This window comes from Marivirga lumbricoides, assembly GCF_014636295.1.
In the GTDB taxonomy this organism is placed as follows: Bacteria; Bacteroidota; Bacteroidia; order Cytophagales; family Cyclobacteriaceae; genus Marivirga; species Marivirga lumbricoides.
The window spans coordinates 299,359-317,638 of record NZ_BMEC01000005.1 but is presented as its reverse complement, the minus strand read 5'-3'; the positions used below and the strand labels follow the sequence as shown (position 1 = coordinate 317,638).

The following is an 18,280-nucleotide window of genomic DNA, read 5'->3' as shown; positions in this document are numbered from 1 at the left end:
ATTTACAGAATAAACCTCCTGTAAACCGTTTTTAATCACTAAGAACAAACATAGCTTATAACAGATTGAATTTCTCCTTTTATTTCACACAAATATTCGCTTTTTTAGCCGCCTGAAATTTATATCTATACAAGGAGGAAGCAATCCAATGAGTTTTAATAGAAAAAAGAGATTAATCTTAGTAATGGCTATTTTAGCTATTTCTGTAATTGCCGATCAGGTAAGCAAAATAATCATTAGAAACTACATAGAGTTACATGAGCAATTTTCTTATTTAGGTGGCTATTTTACTATCACAAAAGTAGAAAACTCAGGGGCCTTCCTGGGAATGGGCGATTCAATGCCTGAATATATACGAATTATTGTGCTAATTATACTACCTATTGTAGTAATGTGCTATGGTATTTATTTTTTAATTACTAAAAAGGAATTGCCTGGATTAACTTTAATTGGCTTTACCATGATGATTGGAGGAGGACTGGGAAATATTTATGACAGAATAGTTTATGGGTCAGTAACTGATTTTATGCACATTGATTTCGGCTTTGCACAAACTGGGATATTTAATGTAGCTGATCTTTCAATTACTACAGGGGCTGTTTTGGTGTTGCTTCAATCATTTGCAAAACCAAAGCCAAAAGTTGAAAATAAATAATACCTGATTAGTCATTTAGAATAATTAAAATAGTGCCTAAGTATTTCGTAGGCACTATTTTAATCCATTCATTTGTCTATTCATCATGATTATTTTTTGATATCCATGTTACAATTCCAACAACTGCCAATGCTCCAATAGCCAAAAGGGCAATATTGGCATTTCTTTGTGCCTTTTTAGCTTTAGTAACATAGCCGGAACCTAATCCTCTTTTATTAATTAAGTCGCCTAGTCCATTTACTTTATCTTCAAATTCATGCTTTAATTTCTCGGTAAGTTTCATATTGTTCTAGTTTTGCTATGCTATTGTTTACGCACATTAGAAAGACAGGGTTAACGATTTAATTGAATTTATATCTATTTAGTAATCAAATACTTTATATAATCAAACTTCTCTCTCACTCAATACTGTCCAAAAAAATAATAAATTTATTATATTAAATATTTTTGTTTTATCAAAAATTTAACTTCTTTTAAGACCTAAATTCAAATTCAAAAGCTATATATGGGACTTTTCAGCAGTTTAAGAGGTGAATTCATTGATATAATTGAATGGACAGACTCTTCTAACAATACACTTGTATACCGATTTGAAAGGCATGACAATGAAATTAAAAATGGCGCTAAACTTACAGTAAGGGAAGGGCAAGCCGCAGTTTTTATCAATGAAGGCAAAATTGCAGACATCTTCATGCCTGGTATGTATACTTTAACCACAGCCAATTTGCCTGTTCTCTCTACATTAAAGGGTTGGAAGTACGGTTTTGACAGTCCTTTTAAGGCAGAAGTATATTTCGTTAGCACGAGAAACTTTACAGATCAAAAATGGGGTACAAAAAATCCAATTACGTTATCAGATAGCAGATTTGGAATGTTGGAAATCAGGGCTTTTGGAACTTATGTAATTAAAGTAAATGACCCTGGACTATTCATTAGAGAGGTGGTGGGAACTGACGGCCATTTTACTACGGATGAAATAGGCAATCAATTGAGAAGCATGGTAGTAGCCCGTTTCACTGATGCTATTGGTGAAGCAGACTTACCCGTAGAAAAATATGCTGCCAACACCAACGAGATTTCCACACTTGTGAAAGGCATCATGCAGGAAGACTTTAAGGTATATGGATTAGACCTTACCAATTTCCTGATCGAGAATATTTCAATGCCTGAAGAAATTAAAACAGAAATCTTCGAGCTCAGCAGATTGAATTCTATTGATCTGGATAAATTTGCAAAAATTAAAGCAGCCAAAGCCATGGAGAAAGCTGCTGAGAATGAAAGTGGAACAGCTGGTGCCGGTATGGGCATGGGAATGGGTTTTGCAATGGCTAACCAAATGGGGCAATCTTACAATCAGCAGCAAGCTGCAGGAGCACCACCACCAATACCTGCTCAGTCGACATTTCATGTGGTGTTAAATGGACAGCAAGCAGGTCCATTTGATATGGCTACCTTACAGCAAATGATTAATCAGCAACAAATAAACAGAGACTCTTTGGTATGGAAACAAGGCATGAGTAACTGGACTGCTGCGAGCCAGGTGCCTGAATTCTCTACTCTTTTCGGTTCTGTTCCACCACCACTTCCACCGCAATAAAATGGACAATGAAACATTACAATCTGTAAGTCTTTCTGAAACGTTTGGATGTATCGATTGCGGAGCAGATTTAAAATATAAACCAGGGACCACAGAATTAATCTGCGAATACTGTGGAGCTAAGAATGCTATTCCAGAGTCAGAAGCTATTATTGAAGAACTGGATTTTGAAGCTTTTTTTCAAAAGGGAGAAGATACTGAAGATCATCATACGCTTAAAATTGTAAAATGTACAGTTTGTGCTGCTGAATCATCATTAGAACCTCATATCACGTCTTCTGCATGTCCCTATTGTGACACTCCTCTTATTGTTCAAAACGCAAAGGAAGAAAGCATTTTACAGCCTAAAAGCTTGTTACCCTTTAAAATCAATAAAGAGGAGGCCATTCAATCTTTCAAAAAATGGATCAACAAATTATGGTTTGCTCCTAATGCATTAAAGAAAGCTACTCTATCCTTTGATCATTTTAAAGGTATATATCTACCCTTCTGGACCTATGATTCGGATACTGTTACTCCTTATGTAGGTCAAAGAGGTACTTATTATTATGTAACGGAAACTTATACTACAACAGAAAATGGTAAATCAGTAACAAGAACACGGCAGGTGAGAAAAACTCGCTGGTCATCTGTTTCAGGCCAGGTTAATCACTTTTTTGATGACGTATTGGTACCAGCTTCTGAATCTCTTTCTAAGGAAAAAGTAAATGCTTTACAACCATGGGATTTGGAAAACCTTACCCCTTTTGATTCAAAATTTCTCAGTGGTTTTATAACCGAAAAATATCAAATCAACTTAAAGAATGGTTTCAGCAATGCACAGCAAATAATGCATTCAGGGATTACACTTCTAATTCGCGAGGATATAGGAGGGGATGAACAGAGAATTTTAAGTAGAAATACAAACTACTCCAATATCACTTTTAAACATATTTTGCTTCCCGCCTACATAAGTGCCTACAATTTTAAAGGCAAGCTTTACCAGTTTATGATAAATGCACGTACCGGTGAAGTACAAGGTGAAAGACCCTGGAGCGTTGCCAAGATTGTTTTCGCTGTGTTAGGAGCTATAGCAATAGGTGTTGTTCTCTATTTCTTACTGAAAAAATAGAATTAAATAATAAAGCAGATATTTATGACTACTCCTGTAGGGCCTAAACTACGGTAGCAATCAAGATGATGAGATTAAAATCCCGGAGGGGTGACATTTTATAAGAACCTTGCTTAATGAATACAGAGGGTATAAAATGTCGTCCTTACAGGACTTTAAAATAGGGTAAATTCATTATTACCATAATATCACCTCTACGAGGTTGTGAGCCTCACAAATTTCATCTCTTCCAAGTTTCTTGAGACAAGAAACATATCTCGCTCTTATCTTGCTTGTATATGAGGTCACAGAATTTGACCTTAGTGTATCTAAGGTACCAGCCCCAGCCGGACGAAGCTATTTGGACAAAAAAGAAGAGGCCACCCTTTTAAGACAGCCTCTATATTAAGATTATACTTAATTAATCATTTATTCCTGGTGCATCCATTCCTTTTTACCCATCAATTCTTCTTCACTTTCTCTCTCATCAGGATCATCCACACAACAATCTACAGGGCAAACAGCTGCACATTGAGGCTCTTCATGGAAACCTGTACATTCTGTACATTTGCCTGACACAATATAGTAAAATTCATCTGAAATAGGATCCTGCATTTCATTGGCATCTACAACAGAACCATCAGGAAGTTTAACCTCATCAGTAAGAGAGGTACCACCCGCCCAGTTCCATTCAACACCACCTTCATAAATAGCGGTGTTAGGGCATTCAGGCTCACATGCACCACAATTTATACATTCATCTGTTATCATTATTGCCATAACCGAAAGAATTTATCTTTTAAAACTCAAAACAAGTTGTTATAACAACAAAGTTAGACACAATAAGTTTGTGTAGCAAAACAAATTAAGTCAATCATCGAAGAATATTCTTATTTATATTTATTCCAACTATTTTCTTTTACAGTGATACAGCATAGGCATCAGGTAAATCAAAAGAGATTCTATTTAGGTGGTTACCCGTCTTTATACTATTTTTACATTTCCATACAGCAACAAATCAAACAAGCACATTTAAATGACTATTGAAGAGCGATTAGCGGCCTTTATTAAACTTGGAAATAAATTAAGAAATTTATCAGAAATTGAACTGGACGAGTGGTATTTTAGAGCAACAGGTTTTAATAACTGGTTTACTCGCGAGAATGTAAGTCATGCGGTAAAAGCTATTGGAGGTATGCTGGAAGAAGAAAAGCTCCGCAAATGGATAGCACCCTATTCATTAGACTCATCCACTGGTAAGACAGTTGCTATAATAATGGCAGGAAATATCCCTTTGGTAGGGTTTCACGATTTTTTGACCGTTTTAATGGCGGGACATAAAGTATTGGCAAAATTAAGCTCACAAGACCCTTTCTTACTTAAGAAAGTAAGCGAGTTATTGATTTCTATTGAGCCCCGTTTTGAGGAACGCATAGTACTCACTAAAGACCCGATTCGAAACTTTGATGCTGTTATTGCAACAGGTAGTAATAACTCAGCGAGGTACTTTGATCAGTATTTTGCAAAGTATCCCCATATTATCCGAAAAAACCGTACTTCAGCAGCCATACTGTCCGGAAAAGAAAGTGTGGAAGAGGTTGAGGCTTTAGGGAGGGATATGTTTCAATATTACGGCTTAGGTTGCAGAAATGTGAGTAAGCTGTTCGTTCCCGCTGGTTATGATTTTCAATTTTTTATTAACAGCCTGCAATCATTCAATACGCTTGCTGATCATCATAAGTGGGTCAACAATTACGACTACAACAAGTCAATTTACCTGGTAAATCGCGAACCACATTTTGATTCAGGCTTTTTCCTGTTAAAGGAAGATAAAGATTGGGTATCCCCTATCTCTGTTATTTATTATGAATTCTATCAAAATGAGGAAGATCTGCAGCAGAAGATGAACGAGAATAAATCACTTATTCAGTGCGTAGTAGGTAAAGGTGAAAATGAACTGGCACCTGGAACTGCTCAAATGCCTGAGCTATGGAATTATGCTGATGGAGTTGACACCATGGAATTTCTCACTAAAAAGATTTAAATGAGCTTCACTAAGCAATATGTTAAATTAGTAGAGCGGTTTCTTCCCTCTCCTTTTATGATTGCCATATTGTTGAGTGTTGTTACATTTTTCCTGGCATTTTTCTTTACAGAAAGTGGTGAAGGAAGTTTATCTCACAGTTTCAAAATATTGAGTTATTGGGAAACCGGCTTTTGGGAATTACTTTCTTTTACGATGCAAATGGTGCTCATTTTGTTATTGGGCCATACCTTAGCTTTAACTCCATTTTTTTCAAAACTCATTAGCAAAATTGCAGATCTGCCTAAAAATACTGCTCAGGCAGCTTCGATGATGAGTTTTGCTACTATTTTTGTTAGCTTTTTTAACTGGGGTCTTTGTTTAATTTTTGGAGCTATTCTCGCACGAAAAATAGGTGATAAATTCGCCTCACAAGGAAGAATCCTTAATTATGGTTTGGTGGGAGCTGCAGGCTATTCAGGTATGATGGCCTGGCACGGAGGTCTATCAGGCTCTGCTCCGCTGAAAGTAGCTGAAGCTGATCATTTTCTTATCGATAAAACAGGAATAATTCCTATTGAAGAAACAGTTTTTTCTACGATGAATTTATCGCTATTCATGGTTTTACTCTGTATGGTGCCTCTTGCCTTCTACATTATGGGCAGGGCTTTTAAAAAGGGCTCTAATTCAGAATACTATAATAAGGAAGAAAAAACCACGGAAAAACCCACTGCTAGCAAAATAGCTTTGGACAGTAGCCGATGGCCTGCCTATTTATTAGGAGGGGTCATTCTTATAGTAGCTTTAGTTAAAGCTGTTCAAAGCTGGCAGTCTGATCAGTCTTTTATAGACCTGAATTATGTTAATTTTCTTTTGTTTGGCACCAGCCTGATACTTCATGGTTCTCTGGCCCAATTTATGAATGCTGTAAATTCAGGGATTAAAGGAGTAAGTGGTATAATTATTCAATTTCCCTTGTACGCAGGTATTATGGGAATTATGAAATACAGTGGACTCGTGGTGCTTATTTCTGATTTTTTTGTTTCCATTTCCACAGAAGTAACTTTTCCTATATATACATTTTTCAGTGCAGGATTGGTTAATTTTTTTGTTCCTTCGGGAGGAGGACAATGGGCAGTGCAAGGCCCCATAGTAGTTGAAGCAGCACAAGCACTAGGTATTTCGCTGCCAAAAATTGTAATGGCTTTATCGTATGGGGATCAAATAACAAATATGTTACAACCTTTCTGGGCGCTTCCCCTTTTGGGTATTACCCGATTAAATGCTAAAGATATCTTGCCTTACAGCACAATTATTCTTCTTATAGGAGCACTTATTTTCATTATGGGTCTTTTATTGTTCTAAAGATATAACAAGCTGACTATCAAAGTCGTTTAAACTCTAAACTAAATATTAGCAGAATGAAAAAGTTAACTTCGGCTCTCAGCCTTCTTTTATTGTTTTCAATATGGTGTGCTTGCAGTGAAGATGATGGAGTAAGTAAAACTTCTTTAGGCACCTACCAATTAACAGCAATTTATTCTGACCCCGGGGATGGAAGCGGAGATTTTGCTCCTGTAGAAAGTAATAAGAGAATTACATTATATCAGGATAGTACCTTTGCAGCCAATTTTTCCTTGTGCAATGGACTATCAATTGAAGATACCGGAAGTACTGAAGGGACTTTCTCTTCAGCGGAGCTATCATTTAAAGCAGATTGTAACAATTCACTGCCTTCAAATGAACTAAGAATTGATTTATTTGAATCAGAATTAATTATATATTATAGTTGCTATGAAGGTTGTTCTGAGAAATATAGTAGAATCAATGAATGAATTGATGATCTTTCAAATCAATTTTTAGTTTCTAATAAATCCTTCAAATGTTCTAAATCATTGTATTTCACCAACTGATACATATTGTCAGTTGCCCGTACATGATAAATCCCTAAATTATGGTGTTCGAAAATATCCATATTGCTTAGAGGGTAATTGAACAGCTGGCAAAGTAGGATTCTCATAGCCCTGCCGTGCATGCAAATTAGCACATTTCGCTCGTTCTTTTGCGCCATAATATGATCCATTGCCTCCATCTGACGCATTGCCACTTGAGCAGGGGCTTCTCCGCCTTCTATTGGTAAATTAGTTTCACCTTGTTGCCAACGTTCTAAAATAGAATAATAATATTTATCCTCTTCAGGTGTAAAGGGGCTTCCTTCCCGGGTGCCCCAGCTTATCTCATTTAAACCGGAAAGCTTTTCGTACTTTAAGCCATCATCAATAAATCCCTGAACGGATTCCTGCGTTCTTTTTAACGTAGAGATGTATAATTTGTCGAAAGGGAAATTCTTGTAAAATTCATAAAAAGCTTTAGCCTGCTTCCTGCCTGTTTCGTTAAGGGAGGAATCAACGCCACTACCCTGAACAATCCCTTTTAAATTATATTCTGTTTGCCCATGACGTACAATTACTAAATCTTTTACCATAATAAGCCTGCTAAGATGTTAGATCAAAGTTGAAGCGAATTGTTTAAATTTGAAAGGTATTCCGTAATTTTCCGCATAATTTAAAATTACCTCCAAAAAAACTGAAGAAGATGAGTAGAAATTTCAAGATACAACCTAGCCTGGAAACCCTCAACAAAATGGGGCAAAACACTATTTCAGAAGTTTTAGGAATGGAATTTACTGAAATTGGGGATAATTATCTTGTAGCTAAAATGCCGGTTGACAAACGAACACATCAGCCCTATGGTTTGTTACATGGTGGTGCTTCAGTGGTTCTTGCGGAAACATTGGGCAGCGTTGCAGCGATGTTGATGGTAGATCAGGATCAGTATTATTGTGTAGGCCTTGAAATTAATGCCAATCATTTAAGAGGAGTGACCAATGGCTGGGTATATGGGCGAACTTCACCTGTTCATGTTGGTAAAACTACGCAGGTATGGAGTATCGAAATAATTAATGAAAAAGAACAATTAGTTTGTATCAGTCGTATTACGATGGCAGTATTAAAAAAGCAGAATTGAAAAACAGTACCTTTAAAAAAAATGAAATTAAGCTGAAACCAGCAGAATGGATGAGCAAAGTTGTAAACTATGCTCAAATTAAAAATGCCGGCTTAGCAATATGGAAGCTACCTCAGGATAACACCATTCATATTCTTTATGATTTGGATGGAGGTACAAAACTGGATGAAGTAAATCTTGATGATTTAGAGGCAGGCTTTATTCTTGCTCCGTTTCAGGCAGCAGAAAACCCTAATATTCACTTCAAAACAGATATCAAAGGGAGTTTCTCATTAGATCTTGTTAATAATTCGCTAGATGAGCTAATTGAACTACAATGGGAAAAAATCAAAAGTGAGGAGGAAGATTCTATCATTAAGACGAATATTGAAAGCCTTCATAAGCGCTTGAAGAAAACTGTTTCTATTAACTCCACTTCAAAGAAGGACTATATCAATACTGTTAAGGCCGGAATTAACGCAATAAAAACTGAAGAACTATACAAAGTAGTTCCTTCTAAAATAAAATGCGTCAACATTGAGGAAACCCTTGATATAGCAGATGCTTATTTGAAAGCTTGCGCAAAATATACGGATGCTTTTGTAAGTTTAACATTTTCTCCAACTTCCGGGCTTTGGATGGGAGCAACTCCTGAAACATTGATTGAAGATAAGAAAAATGAATATTTCAAAACTGTAGCGCTGGCAGGTACACAAGTAAAAACAGAAAACAATGTTATCCATACTGCATGGACACAAAAAGAAATTGAAGAACAAGCCTTAGTTTCCCGGTATATTATTAATTGCTTCAAAAAAATAAGATTACGTGAATATGAGGAAATAGGTCCTAAAACAATTCAGGCTGGCAGCCTTCTTCATCTTAAAACTACTTATAAGGTAGATACCAAAGCGCTAAACTTTCCGGAATTAGCCTCAGTAATGTTAAAACTATTACATCCTACTTCTGCAGTTTGTGGAATACCTAAAGAAAAGGCGCTGGAATTTTTAGCAGAAAAGGAGTCTCACAACCGATCCTATTTCAGTGGATTTATCGGACCCGTTCGAATGTATGATCAAAGTCATATTTTTGTTAATTTAAGATGTTGCCAGTTTACGAGTAATAAGGTAATTTTCTATGCAGGTGCGGGAATTACAATTGATTCAGATCCGGAAAAAGAATGGTTTGAAACCGAAATGAAATGTAAGGTTTTAGAAGACATAGTCTTTCATACATAAGTTTTTATCGTTAATTTTACCTCATTAATCGAAATAAAACTCTAATTCAACCAAATATGCAAAATGTACTATCCCCAAAAGAGGCTACTATTGAACAAACTTTTGCCGGCCTCCTGAAATGCCAGCATACCCTATGCTATAATATAGCTCAAAAGTTAAAAAAATTTAACCTCACCCGTCAGCAGTTTGAAGTACTCTCTATACTTAAAGAAAAGTATCCTGAAAAGCTTAACATTAATGCGGTAAGAAGTGAAATGAATGAAACCATGCCGGATATTTCAAGAATTGCCAATCGTCTTCATGAAAAAGGCTATATCAACAGGTTAAAAAAGGAATTTGATAAAAGAAATACAGAAATTTGCCTTACTGAAGAAGGTTTCATCAAAATGGAATTGGTTCAACCTATTATTTATGAAGAAATGGGCTCTCACTTTAATAAATTATCGGATGATGAATTATTAAGGTTGAATGAAATAATTTATAAAGTGACGGAAAACAATAGCGAGAAGGACTAGTTTAATATTAAATGTCTTCTCTTATTCAATTTACAGAATCAGGTATTTATTGTCAGCAAGGTAATTTCTATATTGATCCCTGGCAGGAAGTGGACAGAGCGTTGATAACTCATGCACACGCTGACCATGCCAGGCCAAATCATCACAATTACCTTGCTCACCACCTTTCTGCCCCCATTATGAAACTCCGCCTTGGAGATTCAATTAACCTTCAAACTACTGATTATGGTACTACTACCCATATCAATGGTGTGAAAGTGAGTTTTCACCCCGCCGGGCATATACCAGGTTCCGCTCAAATCAGGCTTGAATATAAAGGGAGAGTTTGTGTAGTATCGGGAGATTATAAGATGGAGGATGATGGGCTAAGTGAGGCTTTTGAGCCCGTTAAATGTAATGAATTTGTAACAGAATCTACTTTCGGCTTACCTATTTACCAATGGCAAAACCAGCAGTTGGTTTATGAAGAGATTAATGAATGGTGGCGAAAAAATAAATCAGAAAATAAAACTTCAGTCATTTTTGCTTATGCTCTTGGAAAAGCACAGCGCATACTAACTAATGTTGATCCTACAATAGGAAGAATTTTAACGCATGGAGCCGTTGAAAATGTGAATGAAGTCTTTCGGTCAAACGGTATGAAGCTGCCGGAAACATATCGGGTAACTAAAGAAACGCCCAAATCTGATTTTACAGGAAGCCTCATAATAGCCACACCTGCCTCTATTGGCACTCCCTGGATGCGAAAGTTTGCTCCATTTAGTACAGGCATTGCTTCCGGGTGGATGATGCTCAGGGGAACCAGAAGAAGAAAGGCCGCTGACAGAGGTTTTGTGCTATCCGACCATGCTGATTGGAACGGACTTATAAAAGCGGTTGAAGCCACAGGTGCTGAAAAAATTTATGCCACTCATGGCTACTCAGATGTATTCAGCAAATATCTTCAGGATAAAGGTATGGATGCCACGCGAGTGGAGTCACTTTTTGAGGGGGAAAGCCTGGACAGAGAGCTATAAGATATATTTATTTTCTTACTTCCCATTCCGATTTTGCTCTTACCATTACCATTTAATCCCCTTTAAAACCACTTTTAACGCAACAAAATCCGCTCAAATCAGTATTTTATGTATGTATAATACTAAAAAGCAGACCGTTCTCATCAAATATGGCGGTAATGCCATGACTGATAAAAACCTTCAAAAAGAGGTAATTAAAGAAATAAAATCACTTTCCGATCACAACTACTCTCCTATCCTGGTACATGGCGGTGGTCCATTTATAGAACAATTTTTAAACTACGGCAACATCCCCTCAGAATTTATCCAGGGCTTAAGATGTACTTCAGAAGAAGCCATTCCATTTGTTGAAGCAGCCTTAAGAGGCTATGTAAATGGTCAATTAACAGAAATGGCTTTAGAAGCAGGGTTAAAAGCTATTGGTTTATCTGCCAAAGATGGGAGAACTGTTACCAGTAATCCAAAGGAAGTGGATGTAAATGGTACGAAGCGAACTTTAGGAAGAGTAGGTGAAGTTGAAAAGATTGATACAAAGCTTTACGATAATCTTTTAGAAAACGGATATTTCCTTATTCTTAACTCTATAGCAATGGACACTTCGGGTGCCTCTTATAACGTTAATGCGGATATTTTTGCAGGTGCTTTGGCTGCCGCGCTTAAGGTGGATCATTTCCTGATACTTTCAAATATTGAAGGTCTGATGAAGGACCCTGAAAAACCTGAAACCATTATCCATGAAATTGATGAAGCTACTCTCCGCACTTCTTCAGAGATTAAAATCAGCGAAGGAATGATGCCTAAAATGGAAGCTTGCTTTACAGCCATCAATGGTGACGTAGCTAATGTAAGGATCATCAACGGAGCAGACCCGAAAAATATTAGCCGTGCTTTAAGTGAAGAAGGGTTGGGAACAAAAATTATAAAATCATAAATTAGATATTCATTAGCTTTACCAAAAAGAATTTTAACTTCTCTTTTTATAATATCATTCAAATCATATGGAAGAAAGTATACAGAAATTAGATAATTACCATTTACCTCTTTATGGAAGATTACAAGTTGTAGCTGAAAAGGCTGAAGGCATGTACATGTGGGACAGTACAGGTAAAAAGTACCTGGATATGTTGGCTGGAATTGCAGTTTGCAATACAGGACATTGTCATCCCAAAGTAGTAAAAGCCATTCAGCAACAGGCAGCTAAATTATTGCACGTTTCCAACATCTTCTACATACAGCCTCAGGCCGACCTCATTCAAAAGTTAGTGGAAGCATCTGGTTTAGACAGAGCATTTTTTTGCAATAGTGGTGCAGAAGCCAATGAAGGAGCTATTAAATTTATTAGAAACTACGCAGCCAAACATGATAAGAAAGGTCCAATAGTGAGCTTTACCGATAGCTTCCACGGAAGAACTATCGCCAATCTGGCAATGGGAAAAGAAGTGTATCAAAAAGGTTTTGAGCCCCTGCCCGATGGCTTCCACAGATTGGAATACAATAATCTTGAAATGCTTACTGACTATATAAAGTATCATAAGCCTATAGGATTTGTAGTTGAAATTATTCAGGGTGAAGGGGGAATCAACGTGATAAAGGAGGAATTCATCTTAAAGTTAGCTGAAATCTGTAAAGAACATGATATTCTGTTAGCCATAGATGAAATACAGGCAGGATTCGGAAGAACCGGCAAATATTTCGCTTATCAGCATTTTGATATTCAGCCCGATATAGTTTCTTGCGCAAAAGGAATGGGTAGCGGTGTGCCAATAGGTGCAGTAATTACCAAACAAAAGGTTGCTGATGCCTTACAACCCGGACAGCATGGAACTACTTTTGGGGGTAACCCGCTGGTTTGTGCTGCAGCACTAGCCACTATGGAAGTGATAGAAGAAGAAAAGCTTCTTGAAAATGCAGCAGAAATGGGAGATTATTTAAAACAGAAACTGGAAAGTGCTGTAGGAAGCCATCCTGCAGTAAAGGAAATTAGAGGGAAAGGTTTAATGCTGGGAGTAGCCCTTAATATGGATGGCAAACCTATTGTGATGGAAATGCTCAAGCACGGAATGATTGGGAACTGTGCCTCAGGTACAGTAATGCGCTTTGTACCACCACTTATTATAGAAAAATCTCATATTGATGAGGCTGTTGATATCTTTAAAAAATCTTTAGAAGCAATTTATGAAGCTGAGAAAGCAGAAAAACAGTAGCTATTTGAATAAGAAGAAGATCGCTATCATTCAATAAAAAAATCGCTTATAAAAAATGAATAAAATAAAAATAGGAATAGTTGGGGCCTCAGGCTATACAGGATCAGAATTGGTTAGGATTCTGTTAAACCATCCCAACGTTAGTATAGAATATATCACTTCAGAAACTTCTGCAGGAAAGCCTTTTGCGGATTTACACGGAGCTTTTCGTCAGCTAATGGAACTTCCATTAATTAAAGTAGAAGAAGCCCTTGATATTGATGTTGATGCAGTTTTTCTTGCACTTCCTCATGGGGTTTCTATGAATTATGCTCCTCAATTTCTTGAGAAAGGGCGCGTGGTCATTGATCTTTCAGGAGACTACAGACTTGATGATTTAGCATTGTATGAAAAATGGTATCAAAAGCATGTAAGTCCTGAGCTAATAGGAAAAGCAGCATATGGATTACCTGAATTGTTTAGTAAAGAAATTAAGCAAGCCAATTTGATAGCCAATCCGGGTTGTTACCCAACTTCAGCTATCCTTGCATTGGCACCTGTCATCCAATCAGGTAATTATGAGGAAAGCACAATTATAGTAGACTCAAAATCAGGCACCACCGGAGCAGGAATTAAGCCAGGAGGAAGCACTCATTTCCCTTCTCTGTACGGGAACTTCTTTGCCTATAAAGTGGAAGGCCACAGGCATCAGCCTGAAATTCATAATTCGTTATCTAAATTAAATTCCAAGGCTTTTACTATCAAATTCACACCCCACTTATTACCTATAGACAGAGGTATTTTGAGCACGGTGTATGTAAAACCATCAGAAACAACGGATCTTAATAATTTAAGAAAAAGCTTTACTAATTTTTACAGCGGTCAACCTTTCATCAGGATCACAGATGCACCACCACAGGTGAAAAATGTAAAAGGATCTAATTTCGCTGATATTTTCCCCTATTATGACCAGGAAAATGGATTAATTGTAATTCTATCAGTGATAGATAATTTAGTAAAAGGTGCTGCCGGACAAGCTGTTCATAATCTGAACTTGAGGTTCAATCTTGAAGAGACTGCAGGTCTGGGTCTGGCTCCTTTAAACCCATAATTTTAAATAATGATAACGGATTTACATACAGTACCCGGCTTTGTCTTCAATGGATTTTCAGCCGGATTAAAGAAAAACAATCAATTAGATTTAGCCATTATACATGCTGAAAAGCCTTGTGCTGCTGCTGCAGCTTTTACCCGCAATTTGGTAGTAGCCGAACCGGTAAAAGTCTGCAAAAAACAAATGGAAGATGGCTTAATCCAAACAGTAGTCATTAACTCAAAAAATGCTAACGCATGCACAGGCGAATTAGGAAAACAAGCAGTATATGATGAAATTAAAAGAACATCTTCTATATTTCATGTTGCGGAAAAGGATGTTTTTATTGCCAGCACAGGAGTTATTGGAAGGCCATTCCCCATTACACAGGTGTTAAATGGCATTACATTGGCAGCTAATGGACTTGAAAACACTGAAAAAAGTAGCGATGCCACTGCCAGAGCCATCATGACTACAGATACTAAGCCAAAAGGAGCTTCTTTTACATTCTCTTTAGGAGAACAAACCATTCATATTGGAGGAATAGCCAAGGGATCTGGCATGATTCATCCAAATATGGGAACCATGCTGTCATTTATAATTACAGATCTTAATATTAAGCCTGAGGTGCTGAAAGTAGCATTAAATAAAGCCGTAGACAGATCATTTAATATGATCTCTATAGATGGTGATACAAGCACTAATGACACTGTGCTGGTGATGGCCAATGGTAAAGCCGCTAATGATTTAATTGACAGTACCAGCCACCAACATTATGCAAAGGTAGAAGAAGAACTTACGAGAATTTGCATTGACTTAGGCCAAACGATTGTGGATGATGGTGAAGGAATAACTAAAATGATTACTTTTGAAGTGAAAGGTTTACCTGAAGAGGAAGATTGCAGAAAAATCATTAGAACACTTTCTACTTCATTGTTAGTTAAAACAGCATTTTTTGGAAAAGACCCTAACTGGGGAAGACTATTTGCTGCTGCGGGCCGGGCCGGGGTTAATTTTGATCCTGATAAAGTAGATTTATTCATGGGGCAGAATGATGAATTGTGCTTACTAAAAACCGGGCAGCCCGAAGAGCTGGATGAAGCTTTAGCTGATGAAATACTTTCTAAGCGCGATGTAAAAGTGAAGTTTGATTTCAACCAGGGTAAAGCTCATGCAATAGGTTGGGGATCAGACCTTTCCTATGATTATGTGAAAATTAACGCAGAATATACTACCTAGAAAACAGAATGAAAATAGCAGTAATTGCACACGATGGAAAGAAGCCGGAAATGGTCGCTTTTCTTATGAGAAACAAAGATAAACTTAACGCTGTTAACCTTGTAGCTACAGGAACAACCGGCAAATATGCGGAAAATAGTGGACTGGAAGTAAATAAGTTACTCTCAGGGCCGCTGGGTGGAGATGCACAAATTGCAGCACTGGCAGCAGAGAAGAAATTGGATATGGTGTTATTTTTTCGGGATCCTTTAGGTAAGCACCCACACGAACCGGATGTTCAAATGCTGATGCGAATTTGTGATGTACATAATATTCCCATAGCTACCAACCCGGCCACTGCCCAGCTACTTTTAGATGCTGTGTGGGCGAAGAAAGAATGAAAAGACATGGTTTTACCCTTGTAAATTAGTTTGAGCAATTAATATCTTAAAGAACTAATCTATCAATATTTTAGCTCTTTTCTTTAAAGCTGATTTTCAGATAAATACTTCTTAATCCGGTATTCTATTTGTTGAAAATCAGCTTTTCTTGTTTAAAACAGCCGAAATGCCTTTCTTAAACTTATTCATCTCTCAAAATAATCTCTTACTTTTACGTGAAAATTTATTAAGTCTGATATCACCCTTATTATATCCAAAGAAGGCTTGTATAAGGGTAATTCAAAGATAGCCCACATCTTAGATTTGCATCCGGAATAATTAATGAAAAAGAAAATTAGATACTTCCTCCTCTTTTCCGCCATAATATTGGCTGTTCTCAACTCAGTTTTATCAGAGGAAGATTCTTCAGAGGGAACATCTCACCATGCTCCAAGAGAGTTTGAACTTTTCAAAGCTTACACATGCGATACTAAATTAACAGAGGCAACATTGGATATTGTTACCTGGAACATTGAATTCTTTCCCAAAAATGGAAAGAGTACCATCAGAGGTATTTCAGAGTTAATCAGAAATACCAATGCAGATATTATTGCTGTCCAGGAAATTGCAGAGCCAGATTTATTACAAAATTTAATTGATATTACGCCAGGCTGGAATTACAAGGTTTATGATGTGAGAGGCGGACAGGAATTAGGATATTTATACAAAGAATCTGAAATAAGAAATATCAGCAATCTTTCTATTATTTATCCTGATAACTCCAGTGCTTTCTACAGGCCTCCTGTCATTACCAACATACAACATGTTAATGGACAGGAAATTACTCTCATCAACATACATCTTAAGTGCTGCGGAGGAGAGGAAAATACTGCCAGAAGAAAAGAAGCAAGCATCCTTCTAAAAAAATACATTGATACTCGTTTGAAGAATAATAAAGTTATGGTGCTGGGCGATTTCAACGATGAATTAAGCGATGACGTTAACAATCCTTTTCACAACTTTATAGAAGATGTGGGGAATTACTATTTTGCTGATATGGAAATAGCACTTGGTCCAAGCGAGTATAGAAGCTATCCTTCCTGGAAAACTCATGGAAGTCATCTGGATCATATTTTGATAAGCAATGAGCTATTTGATGATGTTGAGATGGTTACCACCCTCACTTACAATGATTGCATTGAAGAATATGAATCCAACATTTCTGATCACAGGCCTGTTCTGCTTAGTATAAAATGAAAATAATTAAATTTTGCTTCGGTTATTGAGGTGATTTTATTGCCTTCCAGTTAAGCACTGTATTCATCACTCTTAATAAAAATCAGCTTATTTTAAACAATTTAGCTTATCAAATTGTATTGATCTTAATGTAATGAGACCAGATTTATCTACTTTTTTATCTATATTGAGATTTGAAGTAAATCCGAATTTAGATAAATAGTCGTTTATATGACAGATCAATAAAAATAATAGCCTTAAAATTGTTTTTAGTGCAAAGAACCAAAAATATAGCTATCATATTCTTCAGCCTCAATGCTCCTCAGCAAGGAAAGGCAAAGAAAATACTATCCACCGGGTTGTTGCGAAACGAAGCACTTAACTCTGCTTTTATTAACCGCACTGAAAAAATTTTAGCTAAAGTTGGTTTACCGGTTTTCCGTTTTGATGAGAACAATCAAAAAGGGAATCAGTTTGGTGAAAAACTTGCCAATGCATATCAGGAAATTTTTGACTTAGGGTATGAATCCATCATTGCTGTGGGTAATGACAGCCCCGAATTAATCAATGCAGATTGGGATCAAATACAGGCCCACTTAATAGATGGCAAATCTGTCATCGGACCAACCCTGAGAGGAGGAACTTACCTTATTGGCCTTTCCAGACAGAACTTTAAGAGAGATAAATTTGCTCAACTGCCCTGGCAAACCAATTTGCTTTTCTTCCAACTTCAGCAATATTGCAAAGTTAATAACTCGCCCTACAGCGTGCTTCGCAAAGTGAGGGACATTAATACTTACTTCGATCTGAAAATACTCTTAGGAAATAAGTATTTAGATTCGGCAATGAGAAAATTCATTCTGCTGCTGAGTGCCATCAAACAGAAATTAGTACTTAAAAAAAACCTTTTCATAGTCTCTTCTGCTATTTTGCTTGAAAGCCCTTTTCGCGCCCCCCCTTCAAGATAACCTTCCATTTTATGCCATAGAAGAGGCTCAGCAAGCTTCTTTATTCTTTTAGTTTTCAGATTATC

20 protein-coding genes are annotated in these 18,280 nt (G+C 36.9%); 17 read left to right on the top strand and 3 right to left on the bottom strand.

What is annotated here, in order from left to right; genetic code table 11:
- Window positions 1–148 precede the first annotated feature (148 nt).
- On the top strand, window positions 149–655 hold the full coding sequence (gene lspA / locus IEV85_RS09840; protein WP_188462786.1) for a signal peptidase II: 507 nt from the start codon (window positions 149–151) through the stop codon (window positions 653–655).
- A 76-nt stretch (window positions 656–731) separates the two neighbouring features.
- On the opposite strand, the gene IEV85_RS09835 is transcribed toward lspA, so the two are convergent.
- Entirely contained in the window at window positions 732–938 is a 207-nt protein-coding gene (locus tag IEV85_RS09835) for a hypothetical protein (protein WP_188462784.1), read from the bottom strand.
- Between the two features lie 222 nt (window positions 939–1,160).
- Here IEV85_RS09835 and IEV85_RS09830 point away from each other — a divergent pair, with 222 nt between their 5' ends.
- Together IEV85_RS09830 and IEV85_RS09825 are read left to right on the top strand one after the other, a co-directional pair.
- Window positions 1,161–2,252 carry an SPFH domain-containing protein gene (locus IEV85_RS09830; protein WP_188462782.1) on the top strand — a complete coding sequence of 364 codons (1,092 nt, stop codon included), beginning with the start codon at window positions 1,161–1,163 and terminating at the stop codon, window positions 2,250–2,252.
- Window position 2,253: 1 nt separating this feature from the next.
- Window positions 2,254–3,363, top strand: coding sequence for a TFIIB-type zinc ribbon-containing protein (locus tag IEV85_RS09825; protein WP_188462780.1), 1,110 nt, complete (start codon window positions 2,254–2,256; stop codon window positions 3,361–3,363).
- Window positions 3,364–3,771: 408 nt separating this feature from the next.
- Here IEV85_RS09825 and IEV85_RS09820 read toward each other — a convergent pair whose 3' ends face one another.
- Entirely contained in the window at window positions 3,772–4,122 is a 351-nt protein-coding gene (locus IEV85_RS09820) for a 4Fe-4S binding protein (RefSeq protein ID WP_188462778.1), read from the bottom strand.
- 256 nt (window positions 4,123–4,378) lie between these two features.
- Here IEV85_RS09820 and IEV85_RS09815 point away from each other — a divergent pair, with 256 nt between their 5' ends.
- From IEV85_RS09815 to IEV85_RS09805, 3 genes are read left to right on the top strand one after another with little or no spacing between them, the layout of a single operon-like run.
- On the top strand, window positions 4,379–5,386 hold the full coding sequence (locus IEV85_RS09815; protein ID WP_188462776.1) for an acyl-CoA reductase: 1,008 nt from the start codon (window positions 4,379–4,381) through the stop codon (window positions 5,384–5,386).
- Entirely contained in the window at window positions 5,387–6,730 is a 1,344-nt protein-coding gene (locus tag IEV85_RS09810; RefSeq protein WP_188462774.1) for a short-chain fatty acid transporter, read from the top strand. It abuts the gene before it with no gap.
- A gap of 56 nt (window positions 6,731–6,786) precedes the next feature.
- Window positions 6,787–7,200 (top strand): hypothetical protein, encoded by a 414-nt coding sequence (locus tag IEV85_RS09805; RefSeq protein WP_188462772.1) that lies wholly within the window; start codon window positions 6,787–6,789, stop codon window positions 7,198–7,200.
- A gap of 17 nt (window positions 7,201–7,217) precedes the next feature.
- Here the strand turns inward: IEV85_RS09805 and IEV85_RS09800 are convergent, their stop codons facing one another.
- On the bottom strand, window positions 7,218–7,850 hold the full coding sequence (locus tag IEV85_RS09800; RefSeq protein ID WP_188462770.1) for a histidine phosphatase family protein: 633 nt from the start codon (window positions 7,848–7,850) through the stop codon (window positions 7,218–7,220).
- A gap of 110 nt (window positions 7,851–7,960) precedes the next feature.
- Here IEV85_RS09800 and IEV85_RS09795 point away from each other — a divergent pair, with 110 nt between their 5' ends.
- From IEV85_RS09795 to IEV85_RS09745, 11 genes are all read left to right on the top strand, one after another.
- Window positions 7,961–8,392, top strand: a complete 432-nt coding sequence (locus tag IEV85_RS09795) for a hotdog fold thioesterase (RefSeq protein WP_188462768.1) — start codon at window positions 7,961–7,963, stop codon at window positions 8,390–8,392.
- Window positions 8,389–9,606, top strand: coding sequence for a chorismate-binding protein (locus IEV85_RS09790; RefSeq protein ID WP_188462766.1), 1,218 nt, complete (start codon window positions 8,389–8,391; stop codon window positions 9,604–9,606). The genes IEV85_RS09795 and IEV85_RS09790 overlap by 4 nt, the downstream gene beginning before the upstream one ends.
- Window positions 9,607–9,662: 56 nt before the next feature.
- Window positions 9,663–10,121, top strand: a complete 459-nt coding sequence (locus IEV85_RS09785; RefSeq protein WP_188462764.1) for a MarR family winged helix-turn-helix transcriptional regulator — start codon at window positions 9,663–9,665, stop codon at window positions 10,119–10,121.
- 11 nt (window positions 10,122–10,132) lie between these two features.
- A complete protein-coding gene (locus IEV85_RS09780) occupies window positions 10,133–11,137 on the top strand; it encodes a ligase-associated DNA damage response exonuclease (protein ID WP_188462762.1) in 1,005 nt (334 codons plus the stop codon).
- A 112-nt stretch (window positions 11,138–11,249) separates the two neighbouring features.
- Window positions 11,250–12,068: an acetylglutamate kinase gene (gene argB / locus IEV85_RS09775; protein ID WP_188462760.1), complete on the top strand. Its 819-nt coding sequence runs from the start codon at window positions 11,250–11,252 to the stop codon at window positions 12,066–12,068.
- 67 nt (window positions 12,069–12,135) lie between these two features.
- Window positions 12,136–13,341 (top strand): aspartate aminotransferase family protein, encoded by a 1,206-nt coding sequence (locus IEV85_RS09770; RefSeq protein ID WP_188462758.1) that lies wholly within the window; start codon window positions 12,136–12,138, stop codon window positions 13,339–13,341.
- 55 nt (window positions 13,342–13,396) lie between these two features.
- Window positions 13,397–14,431, top strand: a complete 1,035-nt coding sequence (gene argC, locus IEV85_RS09765) for an N-acetyl-gamma-glutamyl-phosphate reductase (protein WP_188462756.1) — start codon at window positions 13,397–13,399, stop codon at window positions 14,429–14,431.
- A gap of 9 nt (window positions 14,432–14,440) precedes the next feature.
- Complete coding sequence (argJ, locus tag IEV85_RS09760; protein ID WP_188462754.1) at window positions 14,441–15,652, top strand: bifunctional glutamate N-acetyltransferase/amino-acid acetyltransferase ArgJ; 1,212 nt, start codon at window positions 14,441–14,443, stop codon at window positions 15,650–15,652.
- A gap of 8 nt (window positions 15,653–15,660) precedes the next feature.
- Window positions 15,661–16,032 (top strand): methylglyoxal synthase, encoded by a 372-nt coding sequence (locus tag IEV85_RS09755; RefSeq protein ID WP_188462752.1) that lies wholly within the window; start codon window positions 15,661–15,663, stop codon window positions 16,030–16,032.
- Window positions 16,033–16,353: 321 nt separating this feature from the next.
- Window positions 16,354–17,268, top strand: a complete 915-nt coding sequence (locus IEV85_RS09750) for an endonuclease/exonuclease/phosphatase family protein (RefSeq protein WP_188462750.1) — start codon at window positions 16,354–16,356, stop codon at window positions 17,266–17,268.
- 251 nt (window positions 17,269–17,519) lie between these two features.
- Window positions 17,520–18,215: a DUF2064 domain-containing protein gene (locus IEV85_RS09745; RefSeq protein ID WP_188462748.1), complete on the top strand. Its 696-nt coding sequence runs from the start codon at window positions 17,520–17,522 to the stop codon at window positions 18,213–18,215.
- Window positions 18,216–18,280: the final 65 nt, after the last annotated feature.

What these genes read in the sequence shown, in the direction of transcription:
- IEV85_RS09780 (WP_188462762.1), top strand. Translation starts at nt 10,133, where the DNA reads ATGTCTTCTCTTATTCAATTTACAGAATCAGGTATTTATTGTCAGCAA.
- lspA (WP_188462786.1), top strand. Translation starts at nt 149, where the DNA reads ATGAGTTTTAATAGAAAAAAGAGATTAATCTTAGTAATGGCTATTTTA.
- IEV85_RS09770 (WP_188462758.1), top strand. Translation starts at nt 12,136, where the DNA reads ATGGAAGAAAGTATACAGAAATTAGATAATTACCATTTACCTCTTTAT.
- IEV85_RS09825 (WP_188462780.1), top strand. Translation starts at nt 2,254, where the DNA reads ATGGACAATGAAACATTACAATCTGTAAGTCTTTCTGAAACGTTTGGA.
- IEV85_RS09830 (WP_188462782.1), top strand. Translation starts at nt 1,161, where the DNA reads ATGGGACTTTTCAGCAGTTTAAGAGGTGAATTCATTGATATAATTGAA.
- IEV85_RS09815 (WP_188462776.1), top strand. Translation starts at nt 4,379, where the DNA reads ATGACTATTGAAGAGCGATTAGCGGCCTTTATTAAACTTGGAAATAAA.
- IEV85_RS09800 (WP_188462770.1), bottom strand. Translation starts at nt 7,850, where the DNA reads ATGGTAAAAGATTTAGTAATTGTACGTCATGGGCAAACAGAATATAAT.
- IEV85_RS09810 (WP_188462774.1), top strand. Translation starts at nt 5,387, where the DNA reads ATGAGCTTCACTAAGCAATATGTTAAATTAGTAGAGCGGTTTCTTCCC.
- IEV85_RS09820 (WP_188462778.1), bottom strand. Translation starts at nt 4,122, where the DNA reads ATGGCAATAATGATAACAGATGAATGTATAAATTGTGGTGCATGTGAG.
- IEV85_RS09795 (WP_188462768.1), top strand. Translation starts at nt 7,961, where the DNA reads ATGAGTAGAAATTTCAAGATACAACCTAGCCTGGAAACCCTCAACAAA.
- IEV85_RS09835 (WP_188462784.1), bottom strand. Translation starts at nt 938, where the DNA reads ATGAAACTTACCGAGAAATTAAAGCATGAATTTGAAGATAAAGTAAAT.
- IEV85_RS09785 (WP_188462764.1), top strand. Translation starts at nt 9,663, where the DNA reads ATGCAAAATGTACTATCCCCAAAAGAGGCTACTATTGAACAAACTTTT.
- argJ (WP_188462754.1), top strand. Translation starts at nt 14,441, where the DNA reads ATGATAACGGATTTACATACAGTACCCGGCTTTGTCTTCAATGGATTT.
- IEV85_RS09750 (WP_188462750.1), top strand. Translation starts at nt 16,354, where the DNA reads ATGAAAAAGAAAATTAGATACTTCCTCCTCTTTTCCGCCATAATATTG.
- argB (WP_188462760.1), top strand. Translation starts at nt 11,250, where the DNA reads ATGTATAATACTAAAAAGCAGACCGTTCTCATCAAATATGGCGGTAAT.
- IEV85_RS09755 (WP_188462752.1), top strand. Translation starts at nt 15,661, where the DNA reads ATGAAAATAGCAGTAATTGCACACGATGGAAAGAAGCCGGAAATGGTC.
- IEV85_RS09805 (WP_188462772.1), top strand. Translation starts at nt 6,787, where the DNA reads ATGAAAAAGTTAACTTCGGCTCTCAGCCTTCTTTTATTGTTTTCAATA.
- argC (WP_188462756.1), top strand. Translation starts at nt 13,397, where the DNA reads ATGAATAAAATAAAAATAGGAATAGTTGGGGCCTCAGGCTATACAGGA.